At 66.1% G+C, this 16,410-nt stretch carries 15 protein-coding genes and 1 tRNA gene; 8 read left to right on the top strand and 8 right to left on the bottom strand.

Annotated features, from left to right (window positions below):
• Positions 1-32: 32 nt before the first annotated feature.
• The gene (locus E8M83_RS24505) at positions 33-2,276 is read right to left on the bottom strand and encodes a penicillin acylase family protein (protein ID WP_137175968.1); all 2,244 of its coding nucleotides are present in this window, start codon (positions 2,274-2,276) and stop codon (positions 33-35) included.
• A gap of 23 nt (positions 2,277-2,299) precedes the next feature.
• Positions 2,300-3,091 (bottom strand): hypothetical protein, encoded by a 792-nt coding sequence (locus E8M83_RS24500; RefSeq protein ID WP_137175967.1) that lies wholly within the window; start codon positions 3,089-3,091, stop codon positions 2,300-2,302.
• Positions 3,092-3,300: 209 nt separating this feature from the next.
• Here E8M83_RS24500 and E8M83_RS24495 point away from each other — a divergent pair.
• Positions 3,301-3,387, top strand: a tRNA-Leu gene (locus E8M83_RS24495).
• Between the two features lie 231 nt (positions 3,388-3,618).
• On the opposite strand, the gene E8M83_RS24490 is transcribed toward E8M83_RS24495, so the two are convergent.
• Positions 3,619-4,449 carry an oxidoreductase gene (locus E8M83_RS24490; RefSeq protein WP_137175966.1) on the bottom strand — a complete coding sequence of 277 codons (831 nt, stop codon included), beginning with the start codon at positions 4,447-4,449 and terminating at the stop codon, positions 3,619-3,621.
• A gap of 16 nt (positions 4,450-4,465) precedes the next feature.
• Positions 4,466-5,476 carry an alpha/beta hydrolase gene (locus E8M83_RS24485; protein ID WP_137175965.1) on the bottom strand — a complete coding sequence of 337 codons (1,011 nt, stop codon included), beginning with the start codon at positions 5,474-5,476 and terminating at the stop codon, positions 4,466-4,468.
• A 149-nt stretch (positions 5,477-5,625) separates the two neighbouring features.
• Between E8M83_RS24485 and E8M83_RS24480 the strand changes: the two genes are divergently transcribed.
• The 6 genes from E8M83_RS24480 to paoC all read left to right on the top strand — a co-directional run bounded on the left by E8M83_RS24480 (position 5,626) and on the right by paoC (position 13,371).
• Positions 5,626-6,237 (top strand): TetR/AcrR family transcriptional regulator, encoded by a 612-nt coding sequence (locus E8M83_RS24480; RefSeq protein ID WP_307721872.1) that lies wholly within the window; start codon positions 5,626-5,628, stop codon positions 6,235-6,237.
• 382 nt (positions 6,238-6,619) lie between these two features.
• A complete protein-coding gene (locus tag E8M83_RS24475; protein ID WP_137175963.1) occupies positions 6,620-7,468 on the top strand; it encodes a universal stress protein in 849 nt (282 codons plus the stop codon).
• A 9-nt stretch (positions 7,469-7,477) separates the two neighbouring features.
• Positions 7,478-9,280 carry an alpha/beta hydrolase gene (locus tag E8M83_RS24470; RefSeq protein ID WP_137175962.1) on the top strand — a complete coding sequence of 601 codons (1,803 nt, stop codon included), beginning with the start codon at positions 7,478-7,480 and terminating at the stop codon, positions 9,278-9,280.
• 269 nt (positions 9,281-9,549) lie between these two features.
• The gene (gene paoA, locus E8M83_RS24465; RefSeq protein ID WP_137175961.1) at positions 9,550-10,209 is read left to right on the top strand and encodes an aldehyde dehydrogenase iron-sulfur subunit PaoA; all 660 of its coding nucleotides are present in this window, start codon (positions 9,550-9,552) and stop codon (positions 10,207-10,209) included.
• Positions 10,206-11,159 (top strand): xanthine dehydrogenase family protein subunit M, encoded by a 954-nt coding sequence (locus E8M83_RS24460; RefSeq protein ID WP_137175960.1) that lies wholly within the window; start codon positions 10,206-10,208, stop codon positions 11,157-11,159. The genes paoA and E8M83_RS24460 overlap by 4 nt, the downstream gene beginning before the upstream one ends.
• A gap of 4 nt (positions 11,160-11,163) precedes the next feature.
• The gene (gene paoC / locus E8M83_RS24455) at positions 11,164-13,371 is read left to right on the top strand and encodes an aldehyde oxidoreductase molybdenum-binding subunit PaoC (protein WP_137175959.1); all 2,208 of its coding nucleotides are present in this window, start codon (positions 11,164-11,166) and stop codon (positions 13,369-13,371) included.
• Positions 13,372-13,375: 4 nt separating this feature from the next.
• Here the strand turns inward: paoC and E8M83_RS24450 are convergent, their stop codons facing one another.
• From E8M83_RS24450 to E8M83_RS24440, 3 genes are all read right to left on the bottom strand, one after another.
• A complete protein-coding gene (locus tag E8M83_RS24450) occupies positions 13,376-14,353 on the bottom strand; it encodes a GGDEF domain-containing protein (RefSeq protein WP_137175958.1) in 978 nt (325 codons plus the stop codon).
• A 99-nt stretch (positions 14,354-14,452) separates the two neighbouring features.
• The gene (locus E8M83_RS24445; protein WP_137175957.1) at positions 14,453-14,662 is read right to left on the bottom strand and encodes a hypothetical protein; all 210 of its coding nucleotides are present in this window, start codon (positions 14,660-14,662) and stop codon (positions 14,453-14,455) included.
• Positions 14,663-15,067 (bottom strand): hypothetical protein, encoded by a 405-nt coding sequence (locus E8M83_RS24440; protein WP_137175956.1) that lies wholly within the window; start codon positions 15,065-15,067, stop codon positions 14,663-14,665.
• Positions 15,068-15,189: 122 nt separating this feature from the next.
• Here E8M83_RS24440 and E8M83_RS24435 point away from each other — a divergent pair, with 122 nt between their 5' ends.
• The gene (locus E8M83_RS24435; RefSeq protein WP_137175955.1) at positions 15,190-15,870 is read left to right on the top strand and encodes an SOS response-associated peptidase; all 681 of its coding nucleotides are present in this window, start codon (positions 15,190-15,192) and stop codon (positions 15,868-15,870) included.
• A gap of 68 nt (positions 15,871-15,938) precedes the next feature.
• On the opposite strand, the gene E8M83_RS24430 is transcribed toward E8M83_RS24435, so the two are convergent.
• Positions 15,939-16,410: choice-of-anchor Q domain-containing protein (locus tag E8M83_RS24430; RefSeq protein WP_307721871.1), on the bottom strand; the 472-nt coding region annotated here is incomplete at its 5' end.

The following is a 16,410-nucleotide window of genomic DNA, read 5'->3' as shown; positions in this document are numbered from 1 at the left end:
CGCTCAGTTCCACACGTTCCTTTCTGTTGCTATTACTGACCCGGATGATATTTGCGTTCCAGGCTGCGTTCGATATCTTCCTTGTAGAACAGCACATCCTTGAACTCGCCGCGCGCATACATCGCGGCCTGGTCGCTAAAGTGCGGCGAGCGCGGATCGCCGCTCTGGCCGCCAGCCAGGATGCTCTTGGCCTTGATGCGCGGACCGAACTCGACCGCTGCCACGAAGCTGTTGCCGCGGTCGCCGTAGATGCGCTTGGTAGTTTGCTTGGCCGACATGCCGAACGAGGCCAGCGAACCCCAGTTGGCCGAGGCGAAGGCCACCGGAATGCTCGGCTTGCTGTCGTCGTACTGCTGGTCGACGTCGCCACTGAGGCGCTGGAAGCGGTTGATCTCGCCCCATGGCGTGCGCCAGTCGCCGAAGTCGGCCTGCAGCTTGTTCGAGGCGCGCACCAGGGCATCGAGGCGCTCGGCCGGGCTCAGGCGGGTGGCGATATAGTCGACCGCCGGCATGTTCTCGGCACGTGCACGCGCGCCATGCTCTGCCACCATATCTTGCCCCCAATAAACCGCCAGCGAAGTCGGTACCGAGTCGATCGCATAGCGCAGGTTCCAGTTGCGCAGCACGGCGATCTGCTCGAGCAGCGCAGCCTTGCGCGGATCGCTCTCGTGCAGCGCCTCATGGTCGGCCACTACTGCCGGCACCAGCGGCTCGAACGCCGCCAGGCGCGTGTCGTAGGAAGCAGCGATCAGGCCATTGATGTCGAGCCCTTTCGCACCGCTGAACACGCGCTCGGCATTGCGGCCACGCGCATTTTCGGGCAACGACCACATATACGCCGGGTAGTTCGCGCATTTGGGGCTGCTGCCTGCACCGGCCGCATTACACGGCCAGTTATTCGTATTGGAGATGTAACCGCTGGCCGGGTTCAGCAGGGTGATCGTTTCCTTGATCTCGTGCAGACCCTGCCACTCGGTGGCCGGATTGCTGCCGTCGACCGGCTTGGTCCAGTCGAAGCGCGGATCGCGTTTCGGGATGAAATTGCCGTGGAAGTAGGCGATATTGCCCTGGGCATCGGCGTACACCGTGTTGTTCGAGGAATTGGTCCGCAATTCCATCGCCTTGTAGAAGGCGTTGTAGTCGCGCGCCTTGGTGCGGGTATATGACTGGGTCAGCGCATTGAGCGGGTCGTCCATCATCTTGACCGAGACCCATTGCTTGCCCTCCTGGCGCACCACCGGGCCGTGGTGGGTGAAATAAGCGGTGACGGTGCGGCTGGCCATGGCGCCGTTCGCGGTTTTATACGGCAGGTTGATCTGTGCGGTGCGCATCCGGCCTTCGTGCTTGCCGTATTTATAGAAGAACTCGCCGTCGCGCTCGACCACGGTCTCGAGGTATTCGTCGATCACGTCGCCGCCGCCCGAGGTGTGCATCCAGCCCAGCTTGTCGTTGAACCCCTGGTAGATGAAGAACTGGCCCCAGGTCACGGCGCCATAGGCATTCAGGCCCTCTTCGCTGACCATGTGCACTTCGGGACGGAAATAGAACGAGGTGTGCGGATTGATCATCAGCAGCGCATGGCCGTTGGCCGAGCGCTTCGGCGCGATGGCAAAGCCGTTCGAGCCGCGCGGTTCCGGGTCAAAACCCTTGTCGGCGCCCTGCTGGGCAAGCACGGGACGCTTGCTATAGAAGCGTTCCAGTTCCTTGAGGTCGATCGACTCGATGTCGCCGCCGATGCTGCCTTCGCTGAAGGTCAAGGCCATCCAGGGCTCGAAGCGGGTCAGCAGCTTGGGTTTCACCTCCGGATGGGTGTGCAGATAATAGTTCAGGCCATCGGCGAAGGAGTTCATCAGGTTCTTCAGCCAGGCCGGGCTGGCGGCGTACTTGGCCTGCATGTCCGCCGGCTGGATATACATCTTCATGCGCAGGTCGCGCCAGATTTCCTTCTCGCCCTCGACCTCGGCCAGGCGCCCCATCGCATTGATGTAGTTCAGTTCGACCCGGTTGAAATCGTCCTCGGCCTGGGCGTACAGCATGCCGAACACGGTGTCGGCATCGGTCTGGCCGAAGATGTGCGGGATGCCCCACTTGTCGCGCATGATCGTCACCCGTTGGGCGGCCGCCTTCCAGCGCGCGACGTCGGCGGCGCTGAAAGCCTGCGTGGCGGGCGCGGCATCGACCGGCGCCCTGGCTGGCGCGACGGCGAACGCCGGCGCCGCGACGGCGGCGAGAAGGCTGCTGAGCAGGACCGGCGTGAGCGAGCGTGGCATGGGCATCGGGTATCTTCCTTCAGGTCGTGTTATTCGTCGTCCAGGCCGGCATAGGCCAGGCGCTGCTTGAGCCGCTGGTTGTCGGTGAACAGGGTCGCCAGCCGATCCTTCAGGCTGGCCACTTCCTTGCGCAGGGCCGCCAGCTCGTCTTCGGGATCGAGCTCGACCTTTTCCTTGCGCGGCCTGGTGGCCATCTTCTGTTCGCGCACCTGGCGCGCGGCCTGCTGCAATTCCTTGCGGCCGCCAGCGACGGCGGCGATCTGCTGCTCTTCCGGCAGCTGCGCCACGTTGGCGGCGGCATTGATCGAGATGGCGCCGGTGCGCACCGCCTCGCGCAGCTGCGGGGTGGCGGCCTTCTGGATGCGCTCGATCTGGCTGATGGTATTGCTCGAGACGCGGGCGGCGCGCGCCACGTCCTCGCGCGTGCTCCACGGCGGCGAGCCATCGTCGGCCGCCGCGTTCTTGTCGCCCTCTTCCTGCGGTGGCAGCTCGGCCACGCGGGCGGCGACGAGCTCTTTCTTGCGCAGGGCCAGCACGCCGCGCTGGAAGTCCGACACGCTGCGGCGCGCCAGGTGGTTGTCGATCATCCACAGCATCACGTCTTCGAGCGAGGCGAAGTTGTTGTTGTGGACGGTGCGGAAGGGGATGCCGTGCTTCTGGCAAATTTCGTAGCGGTTATGGCCGTCGATCAGCGTATCGCGCCAAAGCACCAGCGCATCGCGGCAGCCTTCGGCCAGGAGGCTGCGCTCGAGCGCGCCGTATTCGATGTCGGTGAGCGGGTCGACGAAAGCCCGCAGTTCGTCGTTGATCGTGATGTTCAATGGATTTCCTTGCATAGTCTTGCCTGAGGTAGCGCCCGCTTGGGAGGCGCCGGATGGCATGCTACACCATCGGGGCGAGGGTTCCAAAGATGCAAGAGATCGGCAGGAAGAGATTGGCGAGCGTTCATGCCTGCCTGGGGGCTTATCAAGAGTATAAAGTTGCCAAACCGCTCCGAATCGAGCACGCTTGTGCTAGAATCTCGGGCGTTGCCCGGATGGTGAAACTGGTAGACACCGCAGACTTAAAATCTGCTGCCAGCAATGGCGTGCCGGTTCGATTCCGGCTCCGGGCACCAGTACATTCGTCACTCGATGTTCATCGAGTATGAAGCTCCATACTATGCTGATCAGGTTAATTTCTGGTAGGCATCGTCGACCTGGTCAGCTCGGACTGGCAAATGCTCGTACCCGGTGACGAGACCGCCCATGCCAGGAAGAAGGCTGCCGTCGAGCCGAGCCGAAGGTCGAAGCGGAGCCACTTGCCGCCCGCACCAACCAGGCTCCGTCCTGAGCGGCCCGCTCTCGCATCAATCGAAGTCGGTCGCGAGCGAAACCTGCCGCCATGCGTCGAGGTCTTCGCGCAATGACACCAGCTTGCGATCGACCACGCCATGGGCCACCGGCCCCAGCGGCAGGTGCAAGGGCGGCGCGTCGCTGTCAACCGCGCGCAGGATCACCTCCACCGCCTTGCCCGGATCGCCCGCCTGCCTGCCATCGTTGCTCTCACGATAGATTCGCCGCTGGCCCGCGGTTTGCTCGTAGTCCCCGATCCGGCGCTCGGCCACGGTCATCGACCGCCCCAGGAAGCCAGTACGAAACGGCCCCGGCTCGACGATGATGACACGCAGCCCCAGCGGCCGCAGTTCCTGGTCCAGCGACTCGGACAAGCCTTCCACCGCGAACTTGGACGCGGCGTAATAGCCCGAGCCAGCCCCGCCGGATATCCCGGCGATCGACGACAGGTTGACGATGCGCCCGCCCGGTCGGCTCCGCATGACCGGCAATGCCGCGCGCGTCGTTTCGATCAACCCGAACAGGTTGACCTCGAACATGGGCCGGTACTCGCCGGGCTCCACTTCCTCGACGGCGCCATACAGGCCATAGCCGGCATTATTGACCAGCACGTCGAGCCCGCCGAAGCTTTCGACAGCAAGCAACACGGCGGCATGCGCCGTGTCCGGGCGCGTCACGTCGAGCGCACACACGCGCACCGTCTCGGGAAACTGCCGCGCCAACGCATGCAGCGCTTGCGGATCGCGCGCCGTCGCCACCAGGCGGTCGCCACGCGCGGCGACTGCCTGCGCCAGGGTTTGCCCCAGCCCGCTCGAGCAGCCGGTAATCAGCCAGGTCTTCGTCATAATTTCTCCCTTTCAATCAATTCGAGGTTTCCGTCCGCTCCACGAGCCAGCGCAACACTGGCGCCAGCGCCTGATCCGAATTCTTCTCATAAATAAGACCATGGCCATTGCCATGCACGCCGTGGTCGGGCAGGTGCAGTAGCTCGGCCGAGGCCCCGGCGACATTGAGGAAGTCCGCCGTCGGCGGGCTGGCGGCGGCGAAGGCCGAGGCCTCCGCCGTCACGATCAGGATCGGCAAGCCAAGGAGCGAAGGCAGGCGCAGGCTGCCCGGCGGTGCATTGCGGACTGTCTCGGCATCGGCCACCGGTGGCTCGAAGCGCAGCGGCGCCGCCGTCGGTCCCCACCGCATGGGCCCGATATTCGGAATATCGGCGAACGGCGGCCCCATGGGCTCGATCGCAGCAATTGCCTTGACCAGCGCCGGCCGGCGGTCGGCCACCAGCCACCCGTCCGGTCCGGATGCTGAATGCGTCACCAGGATCGCCGGACCAATACGGTCGAGCAAGGCGGCCATGCGGTCGGCGTCGAGGGTCTGCGACAGTTCCAGGTCGGCCGGCAAGGGCCCATAACCGGCGATGAATTCGTCCATCGCCTGCGCGTCGTCCGCTGCGAACGGCCACTGCGTATGCCGCCCATCGTCGCCCGGGAAATAGATACGCTCGCCACCCTCGTAGGAAAACGCCGGCCCCATCTCGCCGAGCGTGAGCGTATGGAAAGGCGAACGGCCATGTCCGGGCCGGTCGACGACCAGCACCGCGTAACCGGCCTCGACTAGGCGCTGCGCCCAGCCCGGCCGGCCATCCGGCGTATCGAACCACTCCGTGCCCTGCAAACCACCGCCGTGCATCAGCACGATCGGATACGGCCGGGTCACCGTCTGCGGCGCTTCCCATTCGACGTACATCGGGCCGCGCTGATACGTCGCCCCGCCCCGCCCGACACGCTCGCCCGGAATCCAGAAATGCCCGCGTCGCACCGTCCTTGCGGGCGACACCGTCCACGGCGCAAACAATCCATCCTCTGCCATTCTTTTTGCTCCAGTCAATAGTCGCCGGGTATTCCTGACGATATTTGTATTGATCGGTACATTACTGGCGCAGGCGCGACATTGTCAAGCACTTATATATCGAATAGTATGGAAGTCATGACGACTCACGGGACTACGCTATGGCCACAATGGGACGCCCACGCACCTTCGATCGCGACCAGGCGATCGAGCAGGCGATGCACATCTTCTGGGAGAACGGCTACGAATCGACCTCGCTCGCCCAGCTCAAGGCCGGAATCGGCAACGGCATCGCCGCGCCCAGCTTCTACGCCGCCTTCGGCTCCAAGGAAGCATTGTTCCAGGAATGCACGCAACGCTATCTCGCCACCCACGCGCGGGTGACGGACGCCCTGTGGGACGCAACGCTTGCCCCGCGCGACGCCATCGAGACCACCTTGCGCAGTTCGGCCAGGATGCAGTGCGAGCGCGGCCACCCGAAAGGCTGCATGGTCGGGCTGGGCTTCATGAGTGCCCCGTCCGCCGACAACGCGGCCGTCACGGCGCCCCTGACCCGCTCGCGGGAGCGGACGCGGGCCGGCATCGCCGCCTGTGTCCAGCGCGGCGTCGACAGTGGTCAATTGCGCGCCGACACTAAGGTGGGGGCGCTGGCGACGGTGTTCGACGCCTTCCTGCTGGGGCTCTCCACCCTGGCCCGCGACGGCGTAGGCCATGCGCTGATGGATGCGGCCATCACCGGCGTCATGTCGGCATGGGATGCATCCCGGGCAGCGCCGCGCTAGCCGCACGCGGCTCGATCTGCGCCGAAGATAAAAAAAGGCCGCTGCCGCACGAAGCAGGCAACGGCCAAGTCCTCGGCAGGGCCGAGATGGAGACACAAGAGAACCGACCACATCGCCGGTAATGACTCTAGTATGCGGCCGCCCCACGCAGTCACAAGGCCCAAAAGAGGTAATCTTTACCGCGCCCTTGCGTCAGAGAATTCGTACGCATTCCAGGCAGGCCACGCCACCCTGTTCTTTCCTTCTTTTTTGATTCACATCAACCACGTTCCTGACACGCAGCAAAACCGGGAATAAAGTGCACTTCGGGTAATCCAAGTGGATAGGCTCCCATGGCGCCCATCCGCCCGCGTCCGCTTTTACCGAAAAGAAAGGAACGAGCATGTACAAGACCATCGTGGTTCACGTCGACGGCAGTCCCGAACAAGAGGCGCGCCTGCGCGCCGGCGCCGCACTGGCCAATACCTTCGACGCCCACCTCGTCGGCAGCGCCGCCACCGGCATTTCCTGGTTCGACTATTCCCTGCTGGTGGGCTCGATGGGCGCGCCGATGATGCCCGAGTCCGATTTCAACGGGGTACGCGAAGCGGTCGAGGCGCGCCTGCAAGCGTTCAGCACCGCGGTCCAGCGCCAGGGCGTCAACAGCTTCGAGACCCGCATGCTCGAAGACGATGCGCGCTACGCCCTGCTGCTCGAATCGCGCTACGCCGACCTGGTGATCGTCAGCCGCGACGCCGAGCCGATCGCCGTGCCGGGCATCCCGGCCCAGGCCCGCGGCTTGCCAGAATATATAGCGCTGCACGGCGCGCGCCCGGTGCTGGTGGTGCCGCCCGGCTGGAAAGACCGGCCACTGCCCGGCACCGCCGTCGTCGGCTGGGATGGCAGCATGCAGGCGATCCGGGCGATTTCCGCCGCCCTGCCACTGCTGCGCCAGGCCGACGCGGTCAAACTCGCCCTGGTCAATCCAGGCTCCATGGCCGAGATGCACGGCGAAGAGCCGGGCGCCGACATGGCGCTGCACCTGGCGCGCCATGGGGTCAAGGTCGATGTCGTCATCGAGACCACACGCAGCAGCACCGGCGAAGCGCTTCTCAAGGTGGCGCGCGAGCACGACGCCGGCCTGCTGGTGACGGGCGCCTTCGGCCATAGCCGCTACCGGGAGTTCGTCCTCGGCGGCGTCACCCGCGCGCTCCTGGCCGCCAGCACCACGCCGCTGCTGGTTGCGCACTGAGCGCACTGCATGCCGCGACCACGCGATATGGCGCCCGATACCCGCCCCGACGCCGCCGGCAGCAGCCGCCGCCTCGAAGGCAGCGCCTGGCTTGGCGGCACCCATCGCCACGCCAGGGTCGCCGGCGGCGGGCAAGTGCATGCCGACCTGGTCCTGTGGGCCTGGCTCGGGCGCATGACCGGCAACCTCTCGCCGGCCGCGCTCGGCATGGCCTGGTTCGACTGGGCCAGCCACCTCATGATGTCGCCCGACAAGCAGCACGAACTGGCGAGTGATGCCGTCCTCGGCTGGCAGCGCTGGCTGCAGTATCTCGCCACGCCGGCCAGCGATGCGACCGACCCGGTGCGTCCGCTGGCCCAGGATAGACGCTTCAGCGACCCGGCCTGGGGCAATTGGCCCTGGCATCAGCTCAGCCAGGGTTTCCTGCTGAGCCAGCAATGGTGGCACCGCGCCACCTCCACCGTGCGCGGGGTGGCGCCGCACCACGCCGACGTCGTCACCTTCGTGGCGCGACAAATGCTCGATTGCGTGGCGCCGTCCAACTTCGTCACCACCAACCCGGTCGTGCAGCGGGCGGTGCTGGCCAGCGGCGGCATGAACCTGGCCAATGGCGGCGTGCGCGCCTGGCGCGATGTGCAAGCCCTGCTCGACAAAAAGCCGCGCGTGGTCAACTATCGTCCGGGCCACGAAGTCGCCATCACGCCTGGCAAGGTGGCGATGCAGAACCGGCTGATCGAGCTGCTGCGCTACGATCCGGTCGGCCCCACCGTGCACGAGGTGCCGCTCCTGATCGTGCCGGCCTGGATCATGAAGTTCTATATCCTCGACCTGTCGCCGCATAACTCCCTGGTGCGCTACCTGGTAGAACGCGGTCACACGGTGTATATGGTGTCCTGGAAAAACCCGCAAGCCGACGACCGCGATCTCACGATGGACGATTACCGCCAGCTGGGCATCATGGCTGCGCTCGACGCCATCGTGGCCCAGACCGGGGCCAGCAGGATCAATGCGGCCGGCTATTGCCTGGGCGGCACCCTGCTCGCGATCGCCGCCGCCGCGATGGCGCGCGACCACGACCGGCGGCTGGCCAGCATCTCGCTGCTGGCGGCCCAGGTCGACTTTACCGAGCCGGGCGAATTGTCGCTGTTCATCGACGACAGCCAGGTCAGCTTCCTCGAAGCGGCGATGTGGCAGCAGGGATACCTCGACACGCGCCAGATGGCCGGCGCCTTCCAGCTGCTGCGTTCCAACGACCTGATCTGGTCGCGGCGCCTGCGCCACTACCTGCTCGACCTGCCCGAGCAAGAAACCGACCTGATGTCCTGGAATGCCGACGCCACCCGCATGCCCTACCGCATGCATTCCGAATACCTGCACCGGCTTTTCCTGCGCAACAGCCTGGCCGGTTCGCGCTACCTGGCGGGCGGCCACCCCGTTTCGCTGAGCGATATCGACGCCCCGATCTGCGCCGTCGGCACGCTCACCGACCATGTCGCACCCTGGCGCTCGGTCTACAAGATCATTCCGCTGACCGATACCGAGATCACCTTCATCCTTACCAGCGGCGGCCACAACGCCGGCGTGGTCTCGCCGCCGGGGAGCGTCAATCGCAGTTACCAGGTCGCCGTGCACCGCCATGACGACCCGTATCTCGATCCCGACCGCTGGCTGGCGCGCGTGCCCCAGGTCGAGGGCAGTTGGTGGCCAGCATGGGATCAATGGCTCAAGCGCCATGCCGGCAAGCATGTGCCACCACCGGCGCCGATGCCGGGTGCAACGCCCGCGCCGGGCGACTACGTGCTCCAGCAATAGGCCAAGCACATCCTTTCGCACCCGGCGCAGCTCTCCCCATCCGTCGGCCGGCGTGGCTGTCGCATTGGCGCCACCTCCCGCGCCACCTTGCGGCGCGACGATATGTACAGCCAGCCAGGTACTTCAGGTTTCAAGGGAGCGCGGCCTTTCAGGCGGCTGCTTTAGAATCAAAACGACAACCCCGCAAGGCCTTCCACACCCATCGGCGCAGACGTATTGACGCCGAGCTTGGGCGTGGGCAACGCAACCAAGTGAAGGAAGCCACCAGCATGAACCCACTCAGCGACGTCAAGCTTACCCGGCGCGACCTGTTGATCGCCGGCGCCCTGTCGGCATCCACCGCCGCCGTACCGCTCGCCAATGCCCAGCCGGCCGCGAACCAGGCGGCGAACGAAGCCAATACGACCCCGGAGCCGGTCACCACCGGCGTCACCTTCACCGTCAACGGCAAGCAGGTGACCCTGCAGCTGGACACCCGCACCAGCCTGCTCGACGCCCTGCGCGAGCACCTGCACCTGACCGGCTCGAAAAAAGGCTGCGACCAGGGCCAGTGCGGCGCCTGCACCGTCATCATGGACGGCCGCCGCATCAATTCCTGCCTGTCGCTGGCGGTCATGCACGAGGGCGCCAACATCACCACCATCGAAGGCCTCGGCACGCCCGACAAGCTGCACCCGATGCAGGCCGCCTTCATCAAGCACGACGGCTACCAGTGCGGCTACTGTACCCCCGGGCAGATCTGTTCCAGCGTGTCCGTGCTCGAGGAAATCCGCCAGGGCATCCCGAGCCACGTGACCGCCGACCTGAATGTGAAACCGCTGCTCTCCGTCGAGGAAATCCGCGAGCGCCTGAGCGGCAATATCTGTCGATGTGGCGCCTACTCGAATATCATCGATGCGATCACCGAGGTGGGAGGGGTCAAGGCATGAAGGCATTCACCTACCAGCGCGCCACTTCGCCGGCCCAGGCCGCCCAACTGGTCGCCCGCACGCCCAACGCCCGCTTCATCGCCGGTGGCACCAACCTGCTCGACCTCATGAAGCTCGAGATCGAGACGCCGACCGCGCTGGTCGACGTCAATGGCCTGGGCTTCGACAGCATTGAAGCGACGGCCGACGGCGGCCTGCGCGTGGGCGCCCTGGTGCGCAATACCGACCTGGCGGCCGACGCCCGCGTGCGCAAGGACTACGCCGTGCTGTCGCGCGCCCTGCTGGCCGGCGCCTCGACCCAGTTGCGCAACAAGGCGACGACCTCGGGCAACTTGCTGCAGCGCACCCGCTGCCCTTATTTCTACGACACGGCGCAGAAGTGCAACAAGCGCCAGCCGGGCAGCGGCTGCGCCGCGATCGGCGGCTTCACCCGCCACCACGCGGTGGTCGGCGCCAGCGACGCCTGCATCGCCACCCACCCGAGCGATATGGCGATCGCCATGCGCCTGCTCGATGCCGAAGTCGAGACCGTCAAGGCCGACGGCAGCGTGCGCAGCATCCCGATCGCCGACTTCCACCGCCTGCCGGGCAACACCCCGCATATCGAGACCGTGCTCGAGCCGGGTGAGTTGATCACCTCCGTCAAATTGCCCAAGCCCTTGGGCGGCGTGCATGCCTACCGCAAGGTGCGTGACCGCGCCTCCTACGCTTTCGCCCTGGTGTCAGTCGCCACCGTGATCCTGCCCGACGGCAGCGGGCGCGTGGCGGTCGGCGGCGTGGCCCACAAGCCGTGGCGGGTCGAAGAGGCCGAACAGCAGATGGCGCAAGGCGCCAAGGCGGTCGCGGATCGCCTGATGGCCGGCGCCCGCACCACCGAAGACAATGCCTTCAAGGTGGCCCTGGTGCATCGCACCCTGGCCGAAGCAATCGGCGCAGCGAAGAAAGGCTGATCCCATGAAATTCACGACACCCGCCACCACCAATCCCATCGACCGCCTGCGCTACGTCGGCCAGCCGCTCGACCGCATCGATGGCCCGCTCAAGTGCACCGGCACGGCGCCCTACGCCTATGAGCACCACAAGGAAGTCCCCAACGCCGCCCACGGTTTCGTGGTGGGCTCCCCCATCGCCAAAGGCCGCATCACCGCGGTCGAGATCGACGACGCGCGCCGCGCCCCCGGCGTGCTGGCCGTGGTCACCGCCGCCAATGCCGGCAAACTCGGCAAGGGCGACATGAACGTCGCCCACCTGCTGGCCGGGCCGAAGATCGAGCACTACCACCAGGCCGTCGCGCTGGTGGTGGCCGAGACCTTCGAGCAGGCGCGCGCCGCCGCTGTCCTGGTGCGCGTCAAGTACGTCGAAGAGAAAGGCCGCTTCGACCTCGCCGCCGAGAAGGACAAGGCGGTCAAGCCCGACTGGGAATCCGACCCTCCTGACTCCAGGGCCGGCAACTTCCAGCGCGGCTTCGACACCGCGCCGGTCAAGCTCGACGCCACCTACATGACGCCCGACCAGTCGCACGCGATGATGGAGCCGCACGCCTCCACCGCCGTCTGGGAAGGCGACAGGCTGACGGTGTGGACCTCGAACCAGATGATCAACTGGGCCGTCAAGGACTTGTCCAAGACCCTGAACATCCCGCAAGACAAGGTACGCGTGATCTCGCCCTATGTCGGCGGGGGCTTCGGCTCCAAGCTGTTCCTGCGCGCCGACGCCCTGCTCGCCTCATTGGGCGCGCGCGCGGCCAGGCGCCCGGTCAAGGTGGCATTGCACCGTCACCTCATCTTCAACAACACCACCCACCGCCCGGCGACGATCCAGCGCATCCGCATCGGCGCCGGCCGCGACGGCCGCATCGTCGCCATCGGCCATGAATCGTGGAACGGCAACCTGCCCAAGGGTAGTTCGGAGGTCGCGACCCAGCAGACCCGCCTGCTGTACGCCGGCGCCGACCGCATGACCGCGACCCGCGTCGCCATGCTCGACCTGCCCGAGGGGAATGCGATGCGCGCGCCGGGCGAGGCGCCGGGCATGATGGCGCTCGAAGTCGCGATCGACGAGATGGCCGAAAAACTGAAAATCGACCCGGTCCAGTTCCGCATCCTCAACGACACCAAGGTCGATCCCGAAAAGCCGATCCGCAAGTTCTCCGAGCGCCGCTTCATCGACTGCATGCGCATGGGCGCCGAGAAGTTTGGCTGGAACAAGCGCAACCCCAAGCCGGGCCAGACCCGCGACGGCCGCTGGCTGGTCGGCTACGGCGTAGCCTCGGCCTTCCGCAACAGCCCGGTCATGAAGTCGGCGGCGCGCGTGCGGCTCACCGGCGACGGCAAGGTGATCGTCGAAACCGACATGACCGATATCGGCACCGGCAGCTACACCATCATCGGCCAGACCGCGGCCGAGATGCTGGGCGTGCCGCTCGAACGCGTCGAGGTGCGGCTGGGCGATTCGAGCTTCCCGACATCTGCCGGTTCCGGCGGCCAGTGGGGCGCGAACAGCTCGACCTCGGGCGTGTACGCCGCCTGCGCCAAGTTGCGCGAGCAGGTCGCGGCCAAACTCGGCGTCAATGAGCGCGAGGCCGAATTCGTCGATGGCGCAGTACGCGCCGGTGGCCGCAGCCAGCCATTGGCGCAGGCCGCCGCCGGCGGCGAACTGGTGGCCGAGGACACGATCGAGTTTTCCGGCGGGCTGGACAAGAAGAACCAGCTGTCCACCTTCGGCGCCCACTTCGTCGAGGTCGCGGTCGATGCGCTGTCCGGTGAAGTTCGTGTCCGGCGCATGCTGGCCGTGTGCGCGGCCGGCCGCATCCTCAACCCGAAGCAGGCGCGCAGCCAGGTGATCGGCGCCATGACGATGGGCGTGGGGGCTGCGCTGATGGAGCACCTGGTGGTCGATAAACGCCTCGGCTTCTTCGCCAATCACGACCTGGCCACCTACGAGGTGCCGGTGCACGCCGATATCCCGCACCAGGAAGTCGTGTTCCTCGACGAGGCGGACGAGCTGTCCTCGCCCATGAAAGCCAAGGGCGTCGGCGAACTCGGGATCTGCGGCGTAGCCGCCGCGGTGGCCAACGCGATCTACAACGCCACCGGGGTGCGGATACGCGAATACCCGATCACGCTCGACAAGCTGATCGAGAAGATGCCGCTGTCGGCGTAAGGTGTCAGGCGGCGGCGTCCACGACGTCGCCGTCGGCCACGACGCGGTTGCGCCCGCCGCGCTTGGCCGCGTACAAGGCCTTGTCGGCGGCCTCGATCAGCGCTTCCGGATCCTTCAGCCGCTCACGGTCGAAGGCGGCCACGCCGATGCTGAGCGTAACCTTCGGATGGTGGGCGGCGGGCGCCTGCTCCAGCCCCAGGCCGGCGATGTGGACGCGGACCCGGTCGGCCAGCACGCGCGCCTGTGCGAGCGTGGTGTCGGGCAGCACGGCCGCGAACTCTTCGCCGCCGTAGCGCGCGGCCAGGTCGGCCGGGCGCTTGAGCATGCCGGCCAGTTCCTGGGCCACCAGGGTCAGGCAGCTGTCGCCCTGCTGGTGGCCGAAGTGGTCGTTATAGGCCTTGAACGAATCGATGTCGACCAGCAGCAGCGCCAGCGTGCCGTCGCCGCGCAGCGCGCGCCGCAGCTCGCGGTCGAGCGCCACGTCGAAGTGGCGCCGGTTGGCGATGCCCGTCAGGCCGTCGATATACGAACGCGCACGCAGCGACTCCGCGTGTTCCAGCAGGCGCCGTTCGCGCACCGCCGCGCCGCTCACATCGCGGATCTCGATCATGCAGTAGCGCTGGCCCTCTTCGTCGAAGGGCGTGACCGCGATCGCCTGGTCGATCAGCGCGCCATCGAAGCTGCCCGGCTCGCGCAACGGGAATGGCGAGCGCTTGCCCGACGGCGGCACGTGCTCGGTAGTCGTCCCTTCGAGCAGTGCAGCCAGGACGGCCGCCTCGACCCGCGAACCGCGCAGGTCGGGAAAGACGTCGATCAGCGCGTGGCCCTGCACGCGCGCCGCGCCGCGGCCCGAACGCGGCACCAGCCAGCCATTCCAGACGACGATGCACCCTTCGCGGTCGAGCACGATCACACCGCAGTCGACGAGATTGAGCACCCGCAACGGCAGGCTGCTGATGGTTTCTGGCTGGCTTGGATTCACGGATCGGCAGATGTTGAATTTGGGAAACAATTCAAATCATACCGGAAATCCATGGACTTGCGGAAGAGACAAGATTGGCGCCGGCCGCGGCGCCCGGCGTCACGGCGGGGATTGCAGCATATGCCAGGCCATCGCCACGCAGACGATCGCCACGAACAGCAGCAGCCCATACACAAAGATGCGCATCGAATTGGCCAGCCCGGTCACGGCACGGTTGGCGCTGTCATTGAGCTTGCCGCGTCGGCGCGCCCCGTTCAGCAGCATCGAGATGAAGACGAACAGGGTCGCGCAGATCAGTACCAGTTTCATCTAGGTCCGGACGGCGACGAGGATCAGGGCCACTACGGCCAGCAGCGCCGACAGGCCGGCGGTCACGCCAAGCCAGGTGATTTTCTGGCGCTGCACATCCATCTTGGCGATGAGCTGGGCATTCTGGTCGGCCAGGTTGGCGATCAGCTCGGACGCCGAGCGCATCTGGTTGCGCAAGTCGTTCAGCGCCGCATCGCTCTGCTCGGAACGCGCGACCAGCAGGCCGATGATGTCGTCTTCTTGTGCGGCCATTTCGGGGCTCAAGCCGGTCGCGGGGTCTAACGCGCCCGATTTGCGATTGACCGTGTCCCACAAGCGGCGCGCGCCGGTCGCCACCTGGGGCGCGGCGCTGATCACGTCGCTCCAGGGAACGGTCTTCAATACGGTCCACCAGCCTGCTGCCATACCTGCTCCTTGTCAATCAGATTATCCCGGAGCATACCATCGCGGGACGGCGCGGCCAAACGCCGCACGCCTCGTGCGCCTGGCGCGTGCTGCCTTCGAAGGGCTTGCGCTAAGATCGGATCATGTGTGGACGATTCGACCAGAGCCAGACGGCTCGCAACTATGCCAGCGCGATCGGCTGGCTCGACGCCGTGTACGACAGCGAATCGGCGCCGGCCTACAATGTGCCGCCCGGCACCTACCGGCCTGTGCTGCATATCCAGGACGGCGAGAGGCGGGTGGACGATGTGTACTGGAGTTACCAGGCGCGCTGGGCCAAGGGCAAGGTGCCGGTGACGATCAATGCGCGCATGGACAAGCTCACCAACCGCTACTGGCGCGGCCTGCTCAAGTCGGGCCGGGCGCTGGTGCCGGCCGAGGGCTGGTATGAGTGGACCGGCGAAAAAGGCCATAAACAGCCGTGGCATGTCCATCGCAAGGACGGGGCGCCGCTGTTCATGCTGGCCCTGGCCAATTTCGGCACGTTTACCGAGAACCGGGCCGAGGCCGGTTTTGTGCTGGTGACCGACGACGCCACCGGCGGCATGCTCGACATCCATGACCGGCGCCCGGTGGTGCTCGATGCGCGCGACGCCGAGACCTGGCTCGATCCGGCCTTGTCGGGCGAGGAGGCGCTGGACTTCGCGCGCCGCACCGCCCTGCCGTCGGATGCCTTCGAATGGCATCCGGTCAGCACGCTGGTGAACCGGGCCGGAGTCGGCGGGGCCGAGGTGGCGCAGCCGATCGATACCGAAACTGAATAAAAAAGCCCGGACGCTTGCACGTCCGGGCCAGTCACAACGGCGCCGATGGCGCCAGCGCTACCTGTCGATCAGCGCTGGTAGGCGCCGAGGTCAATGCTGCTGCCGCGTGCCTTGCCGTCGATATCGTTCTTTGGCGCATAGGTCGCCAGGCCGCGGCCGACTGCTGGCGAACTTGCCGTCAGCTTGTAGTCCGGGGTGGCGGCGGTACGCGAGTAGCCTGCGAACAGCGGTTCCGAGCTGATGGTCCCGGTATGGGTCAGGCCATTGCGCAGCTGGAAGTTATAGGTCGTGTTCTTCGTGACCAGGTTGTTCTTGTAGGTATTGCCTTTACCCGTGGTCCCCTGCTCCGAGATGCCGTACTTGTTGTCGTACACGATGTTGTTGTGCACGTGAACGTTGTTGGCGCCCGCCTTTGTAAAGTAGAAGTCGCCGCCGCCCACGATGATGCCGAACACCGACGAGCTCACGGTATTGTTGACGATCTGCAGGTCGGTCGCATCGTGCCACAGGTGGATCGCGGCCGAACCGACGCGATACACG

Origin of the sequence: Massilia sp. HP4, assembly GCF_005222695.1 — a bacterium.
GTDB lineage: Bacteria > Pseudomonadota > Gammaproteobacteria > Burkholderiales > Burkholderiaceae_D > Telluria.
Note: the sequence above shows the minus strand (reverse complement) of the source record. Positions and strands in the feature narration are given on the sequence as shown.

Bases quoted from the DNA above. Each gene is read 5' to 3' on its own strand.
- E8M83_RS24485 (WP_137175965.1), bottom strand. From the start codon at position 5,476: ATGGCAGAGGATGGATTGTTTGCGCCGTGGACGGTGTCGCCCGCAAGG.
- E8M83_RS24435 (WP_137175955.1), top strand. From the start codon at position 15,190: ATGTGTGGACGATTCGACCAGAGCCAGACGGCTCGCAACTATGCCAGC.
- E8M83_RS24480 (WP_307721872.1), top strand. From the start codon at position 5,626: ATGGGACGCCCACGCACCTTCGATCGCGACCAGGCGATCGAGCAGGCG.
- E8M83_RS24440 (WP_137175956.1), bottom strand. From the start codon at position 15,067: ATGGCAGCAGGCTGGTGGACCGTATTGAAGACCGTTCCCTGGAGCGAC.
- E8M83_RS24490 (WP_137175966.1), bottom strand. From the start codon at position 4,449: ATGACGAAGACCTGGCTGATTACCGGCTGCTCGAGCGGGCTGGGGCAA.
- E8M83_RS24505 (WP_137175968.1), bottom strand. From the start codon at position 2,276: ATGCCCATGCCACGCTCGCTCACGCCGGTCCTGCTCAGCAGCCTTCTC.
- paoA (WP_137175961.1), top strand. From the start codon at position 9,550: ATGAACCCACTCAGCGACGTCAAGCTTACCCGGCGCGACCTGTTGATC.
- E8M83_RS24460 (WP_137175960.1), top strand. From the start codon at position 10,206: ATGAAGGCATTCACCTACCAGCGCGCCACTTCGCCGGCCCAGGCCGCC.
- E8M83_RS24470 (WP_137175962.1), top strand. From the start codon at position 7,478: ATGCCGCGACCACGCGATATGGCGCCCGATACCCGCCCCGACGCCGCC.
- E8M83_RS24445 (WP_137175957.1), bottom strand. From the start codon at position 14,662: ATGAAACTGGTACTGATCTGCGCGACCCTGTTCGTCTTCATCTCGATG.
- paoC (WP_137175959.1), top strand. From the start codon at position 11,164: ATGAAATTCACGACACCCGCCACCACCAATCCCATCGACCGCCTGCGC.
- E8M83_RS24475 (WP_137175963.1), top strand. From the start codon at position 6,620: ATGTACAAGACCATCGTGGTTCACGTCGACGGCAGTCCCGAACAAGAG.